Source organism: Phaeobacter sp. B1627 (assembly GCF_006265095.1).
Taxonomy (GTDB): domain Bacteria; phylum Pseudomonadota; class Alphaproteobacteria; order Rhodobacterales; family Rhodobacteraceae; genus Epibacterium.
On the sequence record NZ_VCNK01000014.1, the window covers coordinates 202,647 to 220,036 of the forward strand.

Genomic DNA, 17,390 nt, shown 5'->3' on the forward strand with positions numbered 1-17,390 from the left:
CACATTCCGACCCGGGTCCGTCGGCGGCAGAAATCGGCACATGTTGGCAGGGCCTCGCCCCCTCGGGGGGGGGCTACTGGCGTACCAGCGCCCGACGGGCCGTGTCCTCCTCGCGCCAGTCCAGAAGACCCTGCAGAATGGCCTGCGCGGCCTTGTTCCGCCAGGCGGGGTTGGTCAGATTCTCAAGATCCCGCGGGCTCGACATGAACCCCAGTTCGATCAGGATCGAGGGAATATCGGCGGATTTCAGCACCGAAAAACCGGCAGAGCGCAGGGGGCGGCGGTTCACCGGGCCGCCCTGCTCCATCAGCGCCTCGATTACCGACTGGGCCAGCGCCGTGCTGCGCGGATGGGTTTCCTGCCGTGCCAGATCCAGCAGGACGTCCGTCACCTCATCATCGACATTGCTGAGATCGCTGCCCGAGAGCAGATCGGCGCGGTCATGCCGTTCCGCCAGTTTGACCGAGGCCACGTCGGAGGCCTCTTTCGACAGGGTATAGACAACGGTCCCATGCGCCATGCCCTCGGAAACGGAATCCGCATGCAGCGACAGGAACAGATCCGCCCCTTGCTGATGCGCCATCGCGATACGCCGTTCGAGCGAGACGAAATAATCCCCCTCCCGGGTCAGCAGCACCTCAAAGGCGCCGGAGCGCACCAGTCGCTCGCCGAGGTCATAGGCGAAATCGAGCATCAGTTCCTTTTCCATCACGCCGCCGTCGGTCTCGGCGCCGGGGTCAAGCCCGCCGTGGCCGGGATCAAGCATCACCACCAGCGGAGCCTCCGGGTCGCGGGGGGGGCGGTCCTGCAGGACGGTGGGCGGCGGCAGATCGAGACGCGCGTCGCGGGGGGCGCCAGCCGCTGTGGCAAAAGCCTCGGCATCCGTGGGCACCAGCTGCACCGTCAGCGCGGCCGCCGCCGAGACCGTATCAATGGTCATCGAGGCGGCCGCGACCTCCATCGGCTCTGCCAGTTCCAGCACCATCCGCGACCAGCCCGGCACATAGCCGCCGAAGCGGATATTGCGTACCCGGCTGGTGGCGAGAAAATCCTGTGCGCTGAGGCCGGTCCAGTCGACCTCCTGAAAATCGAGCACCAGCCGGCGCGGCGCATCCAGGGTGAAGATGCGATAGGGCACCCCCTGGCTGAGGCGCAGATCCAGTTGCACCCCGCCCCGTCCGTCTACGGTCAGACGGCTGTCCTGCGGCATCACGCGGGCCAGCGCGGTGAACCCCTGCGCCACGGCGGGCACCGGCAGAACCATCAACCACAGGGCGGCAAGCATCACCGGCAGGGCGAGAAAAAGACGCCTCATCCGCGCGCCTCCATGAAGCTTTGCAACCGGGCCAGACCCTCTTCGATATCTGCCGTCGAGCGGGCATAGGAAAACCGCAGCGTGGTGGCGCCCCGCACCGGATCGAAGTCCAGCCCCGGGGTGACGGCCACCCCTGCCCGATCGAGGATTTCAGCCGCAAAGGCGCGACTGTCCGAGGTCAGATCCGCCACATCCGCATAGACATAGAAGGCGCCGTCCGGGGGCGCGATATTTGCAAACCCCGCCCTGGGCAGACCCTCCAGCATCAGCCGACGATTGCGGGTATAGACCGCAAGGTTGGCCTGCAGCTCCGGCTCGGATTCCATCGCGGCAAGGGCTGCGACCTGACTGGCGTGCGGGGCGCAGATGAACATGTTCTGGGCAAGGCGTTCCACGGTGCGGATGTGATCCTCGGGCACGACCATCCAGCCGACACGCCAGCCGGTCATGGAGAAATACTTGGAGAAGGAGTTGATCACATAGGCCTCGTCCGAGATCTCAAGCGCGGTCACGGCCTTCGCCTCATATTCCAGCCCGTGGTAGATCTCGTCCGAGATGAAACTCGCGCCCTCGGCCTGCGCGGCCTCCATCAGAGCGGCAAGGGCGGGTTTGTCGAGCATGGTTCCGGTGGGATTGGCGGGCGAGGCCACCATCAGCCCGGCCAGATCCTGCCCCCGGATATCAGCCGCGACCGGCTGCAGGCGGTTTTCGGGCGCAGTTTCGATGTCCACCGGCTGCAGTCCGAGCGCCCGCAAGATCTGGCGATAGGACGGATATCCGGGCGCCCCGATACCAACCCGGTCGCCGCTGTCAAAAAGCGCCGTGAAGGCGAGGATGAACGCCCCCGAAGAGCCCGGCGTGATCACCACCCGATCCGGGTTCAGATCCACATCATACCAATCGCCATAGAGACGAGCGATCCGGCGACGCAACGCGGGCAGCCCCAAGGCCACGGTATAGCCCATGGTCTCCGCATCCAGCGCCCCGGCCAGCGCGCGCCGCGCCTGTTCCGGCGCACCGGTCGAGGGCTGCCCCACCTCCATGTGAATAATGTGGCGGCCCTGTTCCTCGGCCTGACGGGCGGCCTCCATCACATCCATCACAATGAAGGGATCGACTTTGGAGCGGCTTGAGTTTCGCATGCTGATCTCCCATGGTGCGGCCATGAGTTTTGACCGCGTATTCCCCCCGGCGTCAATCCCGGGCAGGCTCCTGCATTGGCTTCTTTGCAGTCTGGTTTGCAGACTGGGTTGCAATCTGGCGGCAAAGAGGCGGCCGCCTGCCCGCCTGTCGCGCGCGCTTTCGATCTGCCTGCTGAGCCTTCTGCCGCTGGTGGCCGAGGCGCAATCGATCCGGCTGTTGCGGGATGCGGACATTGAACATGGGCTGGCGGAATTGGCGCAACCGGTGCTGCAGGCGGCCGGGCTCAATCCCCGGCGGGTGCGGATTCTGGTCGTCGACGACAGCGGCTTCAACGCCTTTGTCATCGATCAACGCGCCATTTTCGTCAATTACGGCCTGATCCTGAAGGCCGAAACCCCCGAGATGCTGCAGGCAGTTCTGGCCCATGAAGCGGCCCATATCACCAATGGCCATATTGGACGACGGGGCCAGAATGCCCGGTCGGCCAGCACTGCGGCGGGGTTCGGGACGGCGCTGGCCCTGCTGGCGGCGGCGGCGGGCGGCGGCGAGGCGGCGTTCGGGATTGCAGTCGGCACGCAATCCTCGGCGCTGCGCAGTTTCCTGTCCCACACCCGCGCCGAAGAGGCCTCGGCGGACCGCTCGGCGCTGGCGTTTCTGACCCGCGCCGGGATCAACCCCGAGGGCATGGTCGCATTGCACCGGATCTTTGCCGGTCAGGAGGTCCTGGGCTCTGCCCATCAGGATCCCTACATGCGCTCGCACCCGCTGACCCGGGACCGGATCCGCGCGGCAGAGGCCTATGTGGCAAGCCTCGGCCCGGGTGCCAGACCAGGTTCCGAACCAGGCGCAGTCAACAGCCCCGATGCGGCCTATTGGCTGGCCCGCGTCAAGGGCAAGCTGTCCGCCTTCACCCGCGCGCCGAGCTGGTCAAAGCGGCGGCTTCAGTCCGAAGGCTATGCCGATGTCAAACGCATGCGGGCCGCCATTGTGCACCATCGCCAGAACGATCTGGCGGGCGCCCGTCGCGAAATGCAGGCCTTGCTGGGCGCGCGGCCGCAGGATGCGTTTTATCACGAACTCTGGGGTCAGATCCTCTATGAGAACCGGCGCTGGTCAGAGGCGGAGGCGGCCTTTGGCCGGGCCGCGGCCCTTGCCCCGAATGAGCCGCTGATCCTGTCGGGCCTCGGGCGGGCACAATTGTCGTCCGGGCGGCCGGGCGCGGCTCTGGTCACGATGGAAAAGGCCCGGGATCTGGACTTTCGCAATGCGACATTGTTGCGCGACATGTCTCTTGCCTATGCGCAGACAAAACAATCCGGTATGGCAGCTCTGGTCACGGCAGAGCGCTATGCGCTACAGGGTCGACTGAAGGACGCAGGCCCCCATGCGCAGCGCGCGACGGGCCTGCTGCCGAATGGCTCGCCGGCCTGGCGGCGTGCACAGGACGTGCTGATCGCTTTTGAACAAGATGAGAAAAGGAAAAAGAAATGATTGCCCTGACCCGCATGGCCGCCATTGCGGCCTGCGCTCTCTCGCTCTCGGCCCCTGCGGTGCAGGCGTTTGATCTGAACACTATGTCCGCCGCCGACCGCGAGGCCTTTGGTGCCGCAGTGCGCAGCTACCTTCTTGAGAACCCGGAGGTCATCCTTGAGGCCGTGGATGTGCTGGAACAACAGCAGGTGAACGCCGAAGCCGCGCGCGACGCGGCGCTGGTGGCCGCGAGCCTGCCGGAGTTGCAGAACGACGGGTATTCATGGGTCGGCGGCAACCCCGACGGGGATATCACGCTGGTTGAGTTCATGGATTATCGCTGTGGCTATTGCCGCCGGGCGGCGCCGGAAATCGAAGCGCTGATGGCCAGCGACAGCAACCTCCGGCTGGTGGTGAAGGAATTCCCGATCCTGGGCGAGGCCTCTGTACTGTCGTCACGCTTTGCCATTGCCACCCGGCTGGAAGCGGGGGACGCGGCCTACAAGCAGATCCACGACACGCTGATCGCCTATACCGCCGAACCCAATGAGGTGGCCTTGCGCCGAATGGCCGAAGGGCTGTCGCTTGATGCGGAGGCGATTCTGGCGCGGATGGATGATCCCGAAGTGACGGATCAGCTGCAGCGGACGCGGGCGCTGGCGCAGCAATTGTCCATTTCGGGCACGCCGACCTTTGTGCTGGAGGAAGAAATGCTGCGTGGTTATCTGCCTGCCGATCAGATGCAGATCATGATCGAAGAGATCCGTGCGGCGCGGAGCTGATTGATCCAGACCCTGCCTGTGGGGGCTGCTGCCCCCACACCCCCGAGGTATTTGGGAAAAGATGAAAGAGCGGAGGTTACTCCGCCGCTGCGATATCCTGAGCGGCCTGTTCTTCTTGCTCTGTCTGATCATCCTGGGCTGCCTGTTCATCAAGCGCGGCGGCCTTTTTTTCGACTTCGCCAACGATGTGCTCGATCATCTGGTCATTGGACATCTTGTGGCTGGCCTTGCCTGCCAGATACACCATGCCTGCGCCTGCCCCGCCGCCGGTGAAACCGACATCCGTCATCAGAGCCTCGCCGGGGCCGTTCACCACACAGCCGATGATCGACAGGCTCATGGGGGTTTTTATGTGTTCGAGCCGTTGCTCCAGCGCTTCGACGGTTTTGATCACGTCAAAGCCCTGACGGGCGCAGGACGGGCAGGAAATGATGTTGACGCCGCGATGGCGCAGCCCGAGAGATTTCAAAATCTCAAATCCGACCTTGACCTCTTCGACCGGGTCGGCGGACAGGCTGACGCGCAGGGTGTCGCCGATCCCCATCCAGAGCAGCTGTCCGAGGCCGATCGCGGATTTGATAGTGCCCGACGTCAGGCCGCCGGCCTCGGTGATGCCGAGGTGAATCGGCGCGTCGGTGGCCTCGGCCAGCATCTGGTAGGCGGCCGCCGACATGAAGACATCAGAGGCCTTGACCGAGATTTTGAATTCGTGAAAGTCGTGATCCTGCAGAATTCGGATGTGGTCCATGCCGGACTCCACCATCGCATCGGGACAGGGCTCGCCATAGTTGTCCAGAAGATGCTTTTCCAGGCTGCCGGCATTGACGCCGATGCGGATGGAGCAATTGTGATCGCGCGCGGCACGGATGACTTCGGCGACCCGCTTTTTGTCGCCAATGTTGCCGGGGTTGATGCGCAGACAGGCGGCGCCCGCCTCGGCGGCTTCGATGCCGCGTTTGTAGTGGAAATGGATGTCAGCCACGATCGGAACCGGGCTTTCGCGCACGATTTCCTTGAGCGCCCGGGCGGAGGCCTCGTCCGGGACAGAGACCCGCACGATATCGGCACCGGCCTCGGCGGCGGACTGGATCTGCGCAACGGTCGCCTTGACGTCAGTCGTCAGCGTGTTTGTCATGGTCTGCACCGAGATCGGTGCATCGCCCCCCACCGGGACATTCCCGACAAAGATCTGACGGCTTTTGCGGCGTTCGATTGTCCGCCATGGACGGATTTGATTCAGGGACATAGTTGCCTCGTCCTGCCTGTGTCGCTTGGGCCATAGATAGGCCGACGCCCCGGAGCCTGCAATGGCTGTCGGGGGGGATCGGAAAATAGAGGTGGAAAAACCGGGCTTTTTCGCGCCGTCGGGCCCCTGTCAGCCCCCCGTCAGAGACAGATCAGTCGGTCGGCGGGGTGGTTTCGACCGCGCGCAGCTGCGCGACCATGGTTGCGAGCTCCTCATTCTGTTCCGCGTCGAGATCGGCAACCTGGAACCGCGTGCTGAGGGCGTCAGGCGAAAGTTCGATATTCTTGGTGACCTGACCGCGGGCCCCGACGGGACCATAATGCTGGCCGTTCACGGCGAAATAGATGGCGCTGCTTTCGCCGGTGCGCAGGCGGGGTGCATCCTCGGTCAGCGGGACCTCGAAGGTCTGGCCCGGCTCCATGATGGTTTCGAAGATAACGGAGCCATCCGCCGCCTTGACCTGCACCCAGGAGGGGCGCACGGCCAGCATTTCGACCATTGGGTTCACCGGTTCCAGAACCTGTGGCACCTGCAGATCAGGGGTTTCCTGTGCCGGAAGGGTCGCATCGGCGAGCAGGACCCCGGGTTGCTCCAGAGCCGCGAAATTCCCATGCGCGCGCGGGTCAAGCGTAGAGATCGGCGCATCCCGGGCCACCAGCACCGGCACCTCCAGCGCCTGAGGGCGGTAGAGACGGTCCAGCGCTTCGACGGCGGGATCCTCGGCAGGGCTGCCGGAGGCCAGCGGCGCAGTGGCGAGAGACGCGGAGGTCAGGGGATCCAGCTCTGCCAGCACCTCCGGGGTTTGCTCGACCGGGGCAAAGGTCACTTGCTGAATTTCGCGCAGAACCATCCAGCCGCCATATCCCAGACCACCGATCACGGCACAGAGGACCAGCAGCGAGCCGATTGCGCGCGGTTCAATCTGTGTCCAGAACCCATCGGAGACAGGCACGAAGGGCGTGGCCGAATTCATGAAGGCATCGCTGCCCAGCCCCTTGCCGGTTGCGGCACGCAGATCCCGGGGTTTCCTGACAGAGGCTTCGGACGACATGCCATGGGCCACGGAAAAACCGCTCTCGGCGCAGAATGCGTCGAAAGCAGTTTCAGAATCCATGTTCAGATAGCGCGCATAGGACCGCACATAACCGGCGATGAAGCCGGGCGTATCAAAGACACTCGGATCGCAGTTTTCGATGGCCGCGATGTAGGATGCCTTGATGCGCAACTCGCGTTGGACATCAAGAAGCGATTTTCCCATGGTGGCGCGTTCACCGCGCATCTGGTCCCCAAGACGCAGCTCGAAATCGTCAAAACTACGCGGTTTCGACGTCTCTTCACGAGTCTTCAGTGTGCGCTGAGTAAGGCGCCCGATCATGCCTGCTGTCCCATCAGTACCTGCCGTTTTGCGACATTAACCACATCGCGACCTGATTCTCGATTCGTCACGGCGGTTTAGTTGATGAAACGATAACACAATTACGTTTACTGAACAGTTACCAGTGGCTCAGCCGGCCAATTCGGCGCGATTTAGCGCACAATGCGACCACAGATTATCCATTGCCCGTACAAGTTGATCCATCTCAACCGGACCGTGCACCGGGGACGGTGTGAACCGCAGCCGCTCCGTTCCCCGGGGGACGGTCGGAAAATTGATGGGCTGGACATAGATCCCATGCTCCGACAGCAGCATGTCAGACAGCTTTTTCGTGTGAACCGGATTGCCGACAATCACCGGAACAATATGGCTGCCATGATCGATGATCGGCAGGCCCAGCATCTTCAGCCGCATCTTCAGCAGACGCGCCTGCTCCATATGCGTGTCCCGCAGTTCCGGCGCGGTTTTCAGATAGCGCACGGATGCGGCCGCTCCGGCGGCGACTGCGGGCGCAAGCGATGTGGTGAAGATGAACCCCGGCGCATAGGACCGGATAGCATCGCACATTTTTTCCGAGGCCGCGATATAGCCGCCCATGACGCCATAGGCCTTGGCCAGAGTGCCGTTGATAATGTCGATCCGGTGGGCGAGGTCATCGCGTTCGGTAACGCCGCCGCCGCGGGGACCATACATGCCGACCGCGTGCACCTCGTCGATATAGGTCAGCGCATTGAATTCATCCGCCAGATCGCAGATCTCTTTGATGGGGCCGAAATCACCGTCCATCGAATAGACACTCTCAAAGGCGATCAGCTTGGGCGCCTCCGGATCGTCCGCTTCGAGCAGTTCGCGCAGATGCGCCATGTCATTGTGGCGAAAGATCCGCTTGGCCCCGCCATTGCGACGCACACCTTCGATCATGGAGGCATGGTTCAGCGCATCGGAATAGATGATCAGCCCCGGCAGCAGTTTGGGCAGGGTCGACAGGGTGGCATCATTGGCAATGTAGGCGGAGGTGAACAGCAGCGCCGCGTCCTTGCCATGAAGGTCGGCAAGCTCGGCCTCCAGTTCCTTGTGGTAAACTGTCGTGCCGGAAATATTGCGGGTCCCGCCGGAGCCCGCGCCGGTGGCGTCGATCGCCTCGCGCATGGCCTTCAGCACCGCAGGGTTCTGCCCCATCCCGAGGTAGTCGTTGCCGCACCAGACGGTAATGTCCTGTTCGCTGCCATCCGGACGGGTCCAGACCGCATGGGGAAACTGTCCGCGCTTGCGTTCGATATCGATAAACGTCCGATAGCGGCCCTCGTCATGAAGGCGTTCAATCGCTGCGTCGAGTTGTGCGGTATAATCCACCGTCATCTCCATGGCTGTCATTGCGCGCCCCCGAAAGACCACACGTTTCGTCATCGTCATCGCGCGCCCGCGCCTGTCTGCACCGTGCTGCAGAAGCCCTGCCCCTCTGACACAGCCGCTGGAACCGGCAAGCGACCCGGGCCTGCACATCTGACCCTGTACATGGGACATAGAGCGCCGCCGCCCCATCCTCCTTGATACAGGTCAAATATATCTTTCCAAACGTTTTAGAACCATTCTTATTCTCAGGCAAGCACACGATCCCGCCATCCCGCCGCTTGTGCCTGTACAAAACGTCGCATCACCGCCGCAGGCGCACCCCAGCAGAAGCGCGTGAACCAGAAGAGACCGTCAGCCTCGGCCACTGTCCGCCGGTCTCTGCATGACAACTGTTTTGGTACAATCAGATATCTGGCCCTTCCGGAAGGGCGCTGCTAGGTTTCGCCGTGAGACCCGTTTGTGCGTTTTCAGCGGAGCAGATTTCCCGGGAACGACGCGACGGACTGCCCTTCAGGAGATCCAGATGTCCCTCACTACCGTCCTTGATAAAATTGACTCAGACCTGCCTGCCGCCACCGATCGGCTGCTGGAGCTGCTGCGCATCCCGTCAATCTCCACCGATCCCGCGTTCAAGGCTGATTGCGATGCCGCCGCCGACTGGCTGGTCAAGGACCTGAACGCCATCGGCATCAAGGCCGAAAAACGCATCACCCCCGGGCATCCGATGGTCGTGGGCCATGTCGGCGAGGAAAACACGGATGCGCCGCATCTGTTGTTCTACGGCCATTACGACGTGCAGCCTGTCGACCCGCTCGACCTCTGGAACACGCCGCCGTTTGAACCCCGGCTGGAAGAGACAGCGAATGGCACCGTGATCCGGGGGCGCGGCGCCTCTGATGACAAGGGCCAACTGATGACCTTTGTCGAGGCCTGCCGGGCCTGGAAGGCCGTGCACGGCACCCTGCCCTGCCGCATCACCTTTTTCTTCGAGGGCGAAGAAGAGAGCGGCTCGCCCTCGCTGATCCCCTTCCTCGAAGCCGCCAAAGAGGAGCTCTCGGCCGATATCGCGCTGATCTGCGATACCTCGATGGTGGCACCCGGCGTCCCTTCTGTGGCCTCGCAGCTGCGCGGCATGATGAAGGATGAGTTCACTCTGGTCGGCCCCAAGATCGATCTGCACTCCGGGCACTACGGCGGCCCGGGCCTCAACCCGCTGCGTGAAATCGCCAAGATCATCGCCTCGTTCCATGACCCGGACACCGGCGCGGTTGCCGTTGAGGGATTTTATGAGGGGGTGCACGAGGTTCCGGCCGACATCCTGCGCCAATGGAAAGACTGCGGTTTTGACGAAGCCGACTACCTGTCCAACGCAGGCTACACGGTTGCACACGGCGAGAAGGCCTATTCGGTTCTGGAGCAGCAATGGGCGCGTCCGACATTGGAAGTGAACGGGCTCTGGGGCGGCTATCAGGGCGCGGGCACCAAAACGGTGATCCCGTCAGAGGCACATTGCAAAATCACCTGCCGCCTGGTTGGCGACATGGATCCTGACGCGCTGCGCGAAAAGCTCCGACGCCACGTCGAAGCCCGGCTGCCGCAGGACTGCACCGTGAAATGGGATCTCGATCTCGAAGGCTCTCCGGCCTATGTCATCGACACCACCCGGCCCGAGTTCGAAGCCGCCCGGGGCGCGCTATCGCAGGAATGGGGGCGCGAGGCGGTGTTTTCGGGCATGGGCGGATCGATCCCGGTGGCCGGGTATTTCAAGTCGATCCTCGGCATGGATGCGATGCTGATCGGCTTTGCCAACGATGATGATGCAATCCACTCGCCAAACGAGAAATACGACCTGAGCAGCTTTCACCGCGGGATCCGGTCCTGGGCGCGGGTGCTGGACGCCCTGTCCCGGTCGTAGGACAGGCAGGTTTCAGGCTACCGGGGGCAGGTTTAGGGGGCGGAAAACCTGTGCCCCCGCCACCCCGCCCCTCTCTGTCCCCGCCCCTCTGGCCACACCGCTCTGGCGCTACTCAGGCCGACACAGGTCGGCGCGCACCAATTCAGGCCTGACGCTGATCTCACCTGCATCAGGCCAATGGCGTGGTACAGGGAGTTGGACGCGGACGGGGTTGAAAGCACACAGCCTAGAACGGGTGCAGTCTTGAACGGCTACGATAGCGAAGCTGTATGATGCCGAAAGCGGGCGCTGTTCAAAGTGTATTCAAAGTCGATCGGGGGAAAGTGGCGCGGTTGACGGGGCTCGAACCCGCGACCCCCGGCGTGACAGGCCGGTACTCTAACCAGCTGAGCTACAACCGCGCGCTTTTCACTGCTGCCACTGAACCGAAATCCGTGCCAGCTTCCCCATCCGGGGTGGTCCCTTTTCCCTTGTCTGGGCCTTCGGGCAAGGCTGAAAGTGGCGCGGTTGACGGGGCTCGAACCCGCGACCCCCGGCGTGACAGGCCGGTACTCTAACCAGCTGAGCTACAACCGCGCGCTTTTCAATGCTGTCATCGGACCGAAACCCGTGCCAGCTCCCCCATCCGGGGCGGTCCCTGTTCCCCTGTCGGGGCCTCCAGAGCGAGGCAGCAGTGGCGCGGTTGACGGGGCTCGAACCCGCGACCCCCGGCGTGACAGGCCGGTACTCTAACCAGCTGAGCTACAACCGCGCGCTTTTCAATGCTGTCATCGGACCGAAACCCGTGCCAGCTCCCCCATCCGGGGCGGTCCCTGTTCCCCTGTCGGGGCCTCCAGAGCGAGGCAGCAGTGGCGCGGTTGACGGGGCTCGAACCCGCGACCCCCGGCGTGACAGGCCGGTACTCTAACCAGCTGAGCTACAACCGCGTGATTTTCAATGCTGTCATCGGACCGAAACCCGTGCCAGCTCCCCCATCCGGGGCGGTCCCTGTTCCCCTGTCGGGGCCTCCAGAGCGAGGCAGCAGTGGCGCGGTTGACGGGGCTCGAACCCGCGACCCCCGGCGTGACAGGCCGGTACTCTAACCAGCTGAGCTACAACCGCGCGATGCTGCGTCCAGCACCGTGGCTGAACGTTGGGGTGTAATATTCGCAGGTCGCAGGGGGCGTCAAGCGCAGAAACGTCATTTTACGGGCTTTCTGACGAAAAAAAACGCACATAGGTACAAACCCCTGAAGTTCCACCCTTTTCCAAATCAAAGCCCCCTCGGCGCCGCAGCCGACCAGTGCCGGGCCCCCGCGCCGGAGCCGGTCAGGAGAACCTCCGGACGAGCCGAAGCGGGGCGCGCAGATCAAGGACGGCGAACAGGCAGGACAATTGCGTCATTGTGGGCCGGACGGGCTCATGCGCCCCGGTCAGGTTTGCGCGCGCTGATGGCATAGCGGTGTTCCGTGCGTCGCAGCAAAGATTTACGCCAGCCCAGCTGGGGCATCTGCGCCCGATGAATCGCCCCGAGCCGCCTGTCGATCCGAAGATCGACAAAGCCCGCCTGCCGCAACATCCCGGCCACCGCCTCGGCCCGCGCCCCCTGTGCAAAATGGACCTGCGACAGGATTTTCCGGTGGCGGGACATATCCCGAACCGATGAGCCACCCCGCAGACAGGAGACCATGCGCGCCAGCCAGCCGCCGGAGACGAAATCGCCATCCACCAGCAGGATCTGCCCGCCGGGGACAAGCACGCGGTGCCATTCAGCAAAAGCGGCCGCCGGATCGACCAAGGTCCAGACGAGATGCCGGGTGACGATCACGTCCATACTGGCATCCCTCAACATCGTGCATTCGGCATCCGCCTGCAGAAACGTGACCCCCGGAAGCTTTGCCCGCGCGCGCGCCAGCATCGGCTCTGACCAATCCAGCCCCGTCACGGCATATCCCAGCCCCTGGCACAGGCGGGCGATCTCTCCGGTGCCGGAGGCCAGATCCAGCAACCGACGTCCCTCGCCCGCACCAAGATGACGGCAGAACAGCGCGCGCCACGCCTCCGTCTCCGGCCCCTCCGCGATGCGGTGACCGGGGTCCTGATCAAATGTTGCAGCGCGATCCGACCAATACTCACGGATCTCATCGCGCAGAGTGTGATTGCCAGAAACCAGAGCGTCCCTGCTGTTTTTGCCGTCTATGCCGTCCATCCGAACCTCCGGGAGAGAGGTCCCTCTCTGCAGTTCCTGACTGTTCCTGTCAATATTGCGGATTGACGAAACTGGCTGAACTTACTAGGCGTGCCGAAACCATTCATCAGAGGATCGTAGAATGTCCCTTCGCTTCCGTCTTGGCGCCACCGCGCTGAGCCTTTTCGCAGCCAGCCTCGTGCACGCCGATCCCATCACCCTGACCGACATCGCCGGTCGCGAGGTCACCGTTGACGCGCCAGTTGAGCGCGTCATTCTGGGCGAAGGTCGGCAGATTTTCTTTGCCGCCGTTCTGGACGGTGAGAACCCATTTGAGCGGATCGTCGGATGGCGCGATGATTTTCGCCAGGCCTCTCCCGAGAGCTACGATATCTATGCGGAAAAATTCCCTGACCTGAAGGACATTCCCACCTTTGGCGGCTTCAAGGATGGCACCTTTGACATTGAACAGGCGGTATCTCTGGATCCCGGCGTCCTGATCATGAACCTCGAGGCCAAAGCCGCCACCGACGAAGCGGGCTATGAAGAAAAGCTGGCGAAAGTCGGAATTCCCATCGTCTACGTGGATTTCCGCGAAAAACCCTTTGAGAATACCGCCAAATCGATGCAGATCATCGGCCAGCTCTTTGGCGAGGACGAACGCGCGGCAGAGTTCAACGCCTTCTACGAGGAGCAGATGGCGCGGGTCACCGACGTGATCGAGGCGCAAACTGATCTGGACCGCCCGCTGGTCTTCGTTGAGCGCGCCGGCGGCTATTCCGATGATTGCTGCATGTCCTTTGGCAACGGCAACTTTGGCCGTTTTGTGGAGATCGCAGGCGGCACGAACATGGCCAGCGCGTTCATTCCCGGCACCTTCGGCACCGTGAACGGCGAACAGGTCATCGCCTCCAACCCGGATCAGATCGTGGTGACCGGCGGCAATTGGGATGCCTATGTGCCCGGCGGAAACTGGATCGGCGTCGGCCCCGGGTCGGACATGGCCGTGGCCACCAGCAAGCTGGAGGCGCTGATGAAACGGCCAGCCTTTACCGGCGTCAAGGCTGTCGAAGACAATGAGGTCCACGCCATCTGGCACCAGTTCTACAACAGCCCCTACAGCTTTGTTGCGGTGCAGCGGCTCGCGACCTGGATGCATCCGGAGCTGTTCCCCGAGCTCGACCCCGAAGCCACCCTGCAGGAAATGCACGCGCGGTTCCTGCCGGTGGACTACCGCCCCGGCTACTGGGTCTCATTGGACTGACTTCACCACTAAACTTGAGCGGGGCGGCCTTCGGGCCGCCTTTTGCCCGGAGACGACATGACCCCGATCACAACCGACGCCCCCCCTGCCACCGCTCTGGCCTATCGCAGCCTCGCCGCACGGCGCATCGCCATTCTGGTCCTGCTGGCGGCGCTGCTGGTTCTGTCGGTCGCGGTGGATGTCTCGCTGGGGCCTGCGCGCTATTCGGTCCCGGATGTGCTGCGGACGCTGTTCATGCCCGGATCGGCAGAGCTGCAGATGCGGGTGGTGGTCTGGGATATCCGGATGCCCATGGCCATTCTGGCGGTGACGGTCGGCGCCAGCCTGTCGCTGGCCGGGGCGCAGATGCAGACGATCCTCGCCAACCCGCTCGCCAGCCCGTTCACGCTGGGCCTGTCGGCGGCCGCCAGTTTCGGCGCAGCCCTCGCGATGGTTCTCGGCGTGGCCCTGTTCCCTGGGGCGATATCATTGATGGTTCCGATCAATGCCTTCGCCATGGCCATGGCGGCGTCCTTGCTGATCTTTGGCCTGTCGACCCTGCGCGGCGTGACGGTGGAAACCATCGTCCTGCTGGGGATCGCGCTGGTCTTCAGCTTCAATGCGGCGCTGGCTCTGCTGCAGTATTTCGCATCCGAGCAGGCCCTGTCGGCCGTGGTCTTCTGGACGATGGGCAGCCTGACCAAGGCCACATGGGGCAAGGTGGCCGTGACGGCCGTCATCCTTGCGGTCTGCACGCCTCTGTTCACCCGCCGCGCCTGGGCGCTGACAGCAATCCGGATGGGCGAAACCCGCGCGGCGGCCATGGGCGTGCCTGTGAAACGCCTGCGGCTCGAAGCGCTGTTCCTCGTCTCCCTGCTGGCGGCGGTGCCGGTGTCCTTTGTCGGCACGATCGGTTTTATCGGGATCGTGGGCCCGCATGTGGCCCGGCTGCTTTTGGGTGAAGACCAGCGGTTCTTTCTTCCTGGCGCGATGCTGTCCGGTGCGGTGATCCTTTCGGCCACATCGGTGTTGTCAAAGGCGATCCTGCCCGGCGCGGTCCTGCCCATCGGCATCATCACCGCGCTGGTGGGCGTTCCCTTTTTCGCCGCACTGATCCTGACGAAAGGGCGCAAATCATGGTGAGCTTGGCGCTGGACGGGATCACGGCCCGCTATGGACGACGCGAGATCCTCACCGAGGCCACGACGCCGCCGATTGCGGGCGGGGCGCTGACTGCGCTGGTAGGGGCGAATGCGGCGGGAAAATCCACGCTGTTTCGCCGTATCGCGGGCCAGATGCGCGGGCACGGCAGCGTCCGTTTCACCGGGGCCACACAAGACGACCTGCGCTACATGCCCCAGGACACGGCCATGAGCGCCGCACTGACGGTCTATGAAACGGTGATCCTCGCCCTCAAGCAAGGAACGGGCGGCTGGCGGCTGAGCGCGCAGGAACTCGCGGCGGTGGATGACGTGCTGAGCCGCTTTGGCATCGCGCATCTGGCAGAGCAGCAATTGCCGGAGCTCTCGGGGGGGCAGCGTCAGGCGGTCTCTATTGCGCAGACGCTCGTCGCCCGTCCCAAGGTGATCCTGATGGACGAGCCGACCTCCGCGCTCGATCTCTATCGCCAGTACGAAGTTCTCGAATCCCTGAACGCCTATGCCCGGGAAACCGGTGCCGTGATCGTGCTTGCGCTGCATGACCTCAACCAGGTGATGCGCAACTGTGCCACCACCATTGCGCTCGGCGAAGGCCGCATTCTCGCCTGCGGGCCAACCCCAGAGGCGCTGACACCGGACCTCATCCGCCGCCTCTATGGCATCGAGAGCCGCGTCGAACAGTGCTCGAAGGGGCGCCCCATGATGATCGTCGACGGCCCCTCCCCCCGGGCCGTCTGATCCGTCGCCTGCAGCGACACCGCCCTGTGGTCATCGTGCTCTATCCCGTCCGCTACGGGTGCGGGGATAGTCCGGGATACTCGGGGACCGTTGATCGGCATGGCTTTGTCTGGTGACCCGCGCCTCCCCGTGATAGCAGAAGAAAACCAATTCCATCACGCCGGACAAAGTATTCACGATGAGAGATTTCCCAAAGATCTGGTTCCTGCGCCACGGCGAAACCGCATGGAATGCCGAGGGGCGCGTTCAGGGGCAGCTTGAATCGGACCTCACGGAACGCGGCGTTGCCCATGCCCATCGCCAAGCGGAGCTGCTGAGCCCGATTCTCGCCGACCAGGCGCCCCCTTGCCTGGTCTCGCCCCTGCGCCGCGCGCAGCACACAGCACGCATCGCCCTCGGAGATCGCGCATTTGTCACCGAGCCGCGGCTTGCCGAAGTTCAGGCGGGCCGCTTTCAGGGCCTGACCCGGAGCGATATCGCCGCCGCATACCCCGACATTCATGCCACTGCAGAAACCAACCTCGACCTGTTCTGTTCCGCTCCGGAGGGGGAGGGATTTGCCAATTTCCAGGGTCGTGTTCTCAATCTGCTGCGGTCGCTTGAAACCCCGACAGTGCTGGTTGCGCATGGATTATGGGGGCAAGTGCTGCGCGGCCTGATCTGCGGTCTGGAGTTTGCAGAGATGGCAGCGCTTCCAAACGAACAGGGCTGCGTCTACGTGCTGGAAAACGGCTGCGAAACCGTGCTTCAGTAGGGGCGTCCGACCCCGTCTGGATTTTTTTCCAAAAACTGAGCAAATCCCCTTGCACTCCGTCGGCGCATTCTCTAAATCCGCCTTCACCGGGTGATTAGCTCAGTTGGTAGAGCGCTTCGTTTACACCGAAGATGTCGGGAGTTCGAGCCTCTCATCACCCACCACCTCCCTCCCTTAAAACGTTGGGATTTCCTGCCCAGTTTACCCGCTTTTGCGAAGTGCGCTGTGGTTCAGTGAACTTAAGAGCCTGCTTTAGCATTCAAAAAATCTAGGACATTGACCGCGTCGCTCATGTGTTCGGGCAGATAGCGGCCATATGTTGAGAACGTAATTGATGTGTTGCTATGCCCAAGCACTTGGCTCACTTTTTCAAGCGGGACCCCGCTGGCCAGCATTGTAACCGCTGCTGTGTGCCGAAGATCGTGGATCCGAACATGCCCGATCTTGGACCTAGTCACGGCCCCCTGGAAACCTTTCCGGATAGATTTGATCTGACCTCCAGCATATTCGATCACATGCTCTGACAGCGCGGCTTGGTGCGCAGCACTCAAAGCGACACGGGTGCTGGGGTTCATCGGGACCACGGCGCGTCCTTTTCTCGTCTGCGAGTCCTCGATGCGCAAATTGATAGTTCCGCGATCGAAATCCACCCGGTCCCATGTAAGGTCCAGAAGAGCTCCAACCCGTCCCGCTGTACCCAGGAGCAGGATCAAAGCGAGGCGGATGTGG

General features: G+C 63.1%; 14 protein-coding genes and 6 tRNA genes. 8 read left to right on the forward strand and 12 right to left on the reverse strand.

All coding sequences use genetic code 11. The features are described 5' to 3' along the window. Positions 1 to 73 precede the first annotated feature (73 nt). Positions 74 to 1,315, reverse strand: coding sequence for an N-acetylmuramoyl-L-alanine amidase (locus FGE21_RS08925; protein WP_139662944.1), 1,242 nt, complete (start codon positions 1,313 to 1,315; stop codon positions 74 to 76). After that, entirely contained in the window at positions 1,312 to 2,457 is a 1,146-nt protein-coding gene (locus tag FGE21_RS08930; RefSeq protein WP_139662945.1) for a pyridoxal phosphate-dependent aminotransferase, read from the reverse strand. The genes FGE21_RS08925 and FGE21_RS08930 overlap by 4 nt, the downstream gene beginning before the upstream one ends. Between FGE21_RS08930 and FGE21_RS08935 the strand changes: the two genes are divergently transcribed. Both FGE21_RS08935 and FGE21_RS08940 read left to right on the forward strand, forming a co-directional pair. After that, positions 2,456 to 3,949: a M48 family metalloprotease gene (locus FGE21_RS08935; protein WP_139662946.1), complete on the forward strand. Its 1,494-nt coding sequence runs from the start codon at positions 2,456 to 2,458 to the stop codon at positions 3,947 to 3,949. The two genes, FGE21_RS08930 and FGE21_RS08935, sit on opposite strands and share 2 nt — an antisense overlap. Further along, complete coding sequence (locus FGE21_RS08940) at positions 3,946 to 4,710, forward strand: DsbA family protein (protein WP_139662947.1); 765 nt, start codon at positions 3,946 to 3,948, stop codon at positions 4,708 to 4,710. The genes FGE21_RS08935 and FGE21_RS08940 overlap by 4 nt, the downstream gene beginning before the upstream one ends. A gap of 76 nt (positions 4,711 to 4,786) precedes the next feature. Here FGE21_RS08940 and ispG read toward each other — a convergent pair whose 3' ends face one another. The 3 genes from ispG to hemA form a co-directional block, all read right to left on the reverse strand. Continuing rightward, the gene (gene ispG / locus FGE21_RS08945; RefSeq protein WP_139662948.1) at positions 4,787 to 5,956 is read right to left on the reverse strand and encodes a flavodoxin-dependent (E)-4-hydroxy-3-methylbut-2-enyl-diphosphate synthase; all 1,170 of its coding nucleotides are present in this window, start codon (positions 5,954 to 5,956) and stop codon (positions 4,787 to 4,789) included. A 151-nt stretch (positions 5,957 to 6,107) separates the two neighbouring features. Next, the gene (locus tag FGE21_RS08950) at positions 6,108 to 7,331 is read right to left on the reverse strand and encodes a RodZ domain-containing protein (RefSeq protein ID WP_139662949.1); all 1,224 of its coding nucleotides are present in this window, start codon (positions 7,329 to 7,331) and stop codon (positions 6,108 to 6,110) included. 129 nt (positions 7,332 to 7,460) lie between these two features. Next, positions 7,461 to 8,696 carry a 5-aminolevulinate synthase gene (hemA, locus tag FGE21_RS08955; RefSeq protein WP_176695398.1) on the reverse strand — a complete coding sequence of 412 codons (1,236 nt, stop codon included), beginning with the start codon at positions 8,694 to 8,696 and terminating at the stop codon, positions 7,461 to 7,463. A gap of 511 nt (positions 8,697 to 9,207) precedes the next feature. Here hemA and FGE21_RS08960 point away from each other — a divergent pair. Beyond that, positions 9,208 to 10,599, forward strand: coding sequence for a M20/M25/M40 family metallo-hydrolase (locus FGE21_RS08960; protein WP_139662950.1), 1,392 nt, complete (start codon positions 9,208 to 9,210; stop codon positions 10,597 to 10,599). A 324-nt stretch (positions 10,600 to 10,923) separates the two neighbouring features. Here FGE21_RS08960 and FGE21_RS08965 read toward each other — a convergent pair. The 6 genes from FGE21_RS08965 to FGE21_RS08990 all read right to left on the reverse strand — a co-directional run bounded on the left by FGE21_RS08965 (position 10,924) and on the right by FGE21_RS08990 (position 12,787). Beyond that, positions 10,924 to 11,000 (reverse strand) — tRNA-Asp (locus FGE21_RS08965). 98 nt (positions 11,001 to 11,098) lie between these two features. After that, a tRNA-Asp gene (locus tag FGE21_RS08970) sits at positions 11,099 to 11,175 on the reverse strand. 98 nt (positions 11,176 to 11,273) lie between these two features. Further along, positions 11,274 to 11,350: transfer RNA gene (locus tag FGE21_RS08975), tRNA-Asp, on the reverse strand. A gap of 98 nt (positions 11,351 to 11,448) precedes the next feature. After that, a tRNA-Asp gene (locus tag FGE21_RS08980) sits at positions 11,449 to 11,525 on the reverse strand. 98 nt (positions 11,526 to 11,623) lie between these two features. After that, a tRNA-Asp gene (locus FGE21_RS08985) sits at positions 11,624 to 11,700 on the reverse strand. A gap of 298 nt (positions 11,701 to 11,998) precedes the next feature. After that, positions 11,999 to 12,787: a class I SAM-dependent methyltransferase gene (locus tag FGE21_RS08990; protein ID WP_139662951.1), complete on the reverse strand. Its 789-nt coding sequence runs from the start codon at positions 12,785 to 12,787 to the stop codon at positions 11,999 to 12,001. Positions 12,788 to 12,908: 121 nt separating this feature from the next. Between FGE21_RS08990 and FGE21_RS08995 the strand changes: the two genes are divergently transcribed. From FGE21_RS08995 to FGE21_RS09015, 5 genes are all read left to right on the forward strand, one after another. Further along, on the forward strand, positions 12,909 to 14,030 hold the full coding sequence (locus FGE21_RS08995; protein WP_139662952.1) for an ABC transporter substrate-binding protein: 1,122 nt from the start codon (positions 12,909 to 12,911) through the stop codon (positions 14,028 to 14,030). A gap of 57 nt (positions 14,031 to 14,087) precedes the next feature. Continuing rightward, positions 14,088 to 15,152: an iron ABC transporter permease gene (locus tag FGE21_RS09000; RefSeq protein WP_139662953.1), complete on the forward strand. Its 1,065-nt coding sequence runs from the start codon at positions 14,088 to 14,090 to the stop codon at positions 15,150 to 15,152. After that, entirely contained in the window at positions 15,146 to 15,907 is a 762-nt protein-coding gene (locus tag FGE21_RS09005) for an ABC transporter ATP-binding protein (protein WP_139662954.1), read from the forward strand. Before FGE21_RS09000 ends, FGE21_RS09005 begins: the two co-directional genes overlap by 7 nt. A gap of 178 nt (positions 15,908 to 16,085) precedes the next feature. After that, on the forward strand, positions 16,086 to 16,661 hold the full coding sequence (locus tag FGE21_RS09010) for a histidine phosphatase family protein (protein WP_139662955.1): 576 nt from the start codon (positions 16,086 to 16,088) through the stop codon (positions 16,659 to 16,661). A gap of 88 nt (positions 16,662 to 16,749) precedes the next feature. Next, positions 16,750 to 16,825, forward strand: a tRNA-Val gene (locus FGE21_RS09015). A 75-nt stretch (positions 16,826 to 16,900) separates the two neighbouring features. Here the strand turns inward: FGE21_RS09015 and FGE21_RS09020 are convergent. Then, positions 16,901 to 17,390: site-specific integrase (locus tag FGE21_RS09020; protein ID WP_139662956.1), on the reverse strand; the 490-nt coding region annotated here is incomplete at its 5' end.

Coding starts and splice junctions, on each gene's coding strand:
- FGE21_RS09010 (WP_139662955.1), top strand. CDS start 16,086: ATGAGAGATTTCCCAAAGATCTGGTTCCTGCGCCACGGCGAAACCGCA.
- FGE21_RS08990 (WP_139662951.1), bottom strand. CDS start 12,787: ATGGACGGCATAGACGGCAAAAACAGCAGGGACGCTCTGGTTTCTGGC.
- FGE21_RS09000 (WP_139662953.1), top strand. CDS start 14,088: ATGACCCCGATCACAACCGACGCCCCCCCTGCCACCGCTCTGGCCTAT.
- FGE21_RS08930 (WP_139662945.1), bottom strand. CDS start 2,457: ATGCGAAACTCAAGCCGCTCCAAAGTCGATCCCTTCATTGTGATGGAT.
- ispG (WP_139662948.1), bottom strand. CDS start 5,956: ATGTCCCTGAATCAAATCCGTCCATGGCGGACAATCGAACGCCGCAAA.
- FGE21_RS08950 (WP_139662949.1), bottom strand. CDS start 7,331: ATGATCGGGCGCCTTACTCAGCGCACACTGAAGACTCGTGAAGAGACG.
- FGE21_RS08940 (WP_139662947.1), top strand. CDS start 3,946: ATGATTGCCCTGACCCGCATGGCCGCCATTGCGGCCTGCGCTCTCTCG.
- hemA (WP_176695398.1), bottom strand. CDS start 8,696: ATGGAGATGACGGTGGATTATACCGCACAACTCGACGCAGCGATTGAA.
- FGE21_RS08925 (WP_139662944.1), bottom strand. CDS start 1,315: ATGAGGCGTCTTTTTCTCGCCCTGCCGGTGATGCTTGCCGCCCTGTGG.
- FGE21_RS08960 (WP_139662950.1), top strand. CDS start 9,208: ATGTCCCTCACTACCGTCCTTGATAAAATTGACTCAGACCTGCCTGCC.
- FGE21_RS08995 (WP_139662952.1), top strand. CDS start 12,909: ATGTCCCTTCGCTTCCGTCTTGGCGCCACCGCGCTGAGCCTTTTCGCA.
- FGE21_RS09005 (WP_139662954.1), top strand. CDS start 15,146: ATGGTGAGCTTGGCGCTGGACGGGATCACGGCCCGCTATGGACGACGC.
- FGE21_RS08935 (WP_139662946.1), top strand. CDS start 2,456: ATGCTGATCTCCCATGGTGCGGCCATGAGTTTTGACCGCGTATTCCCC.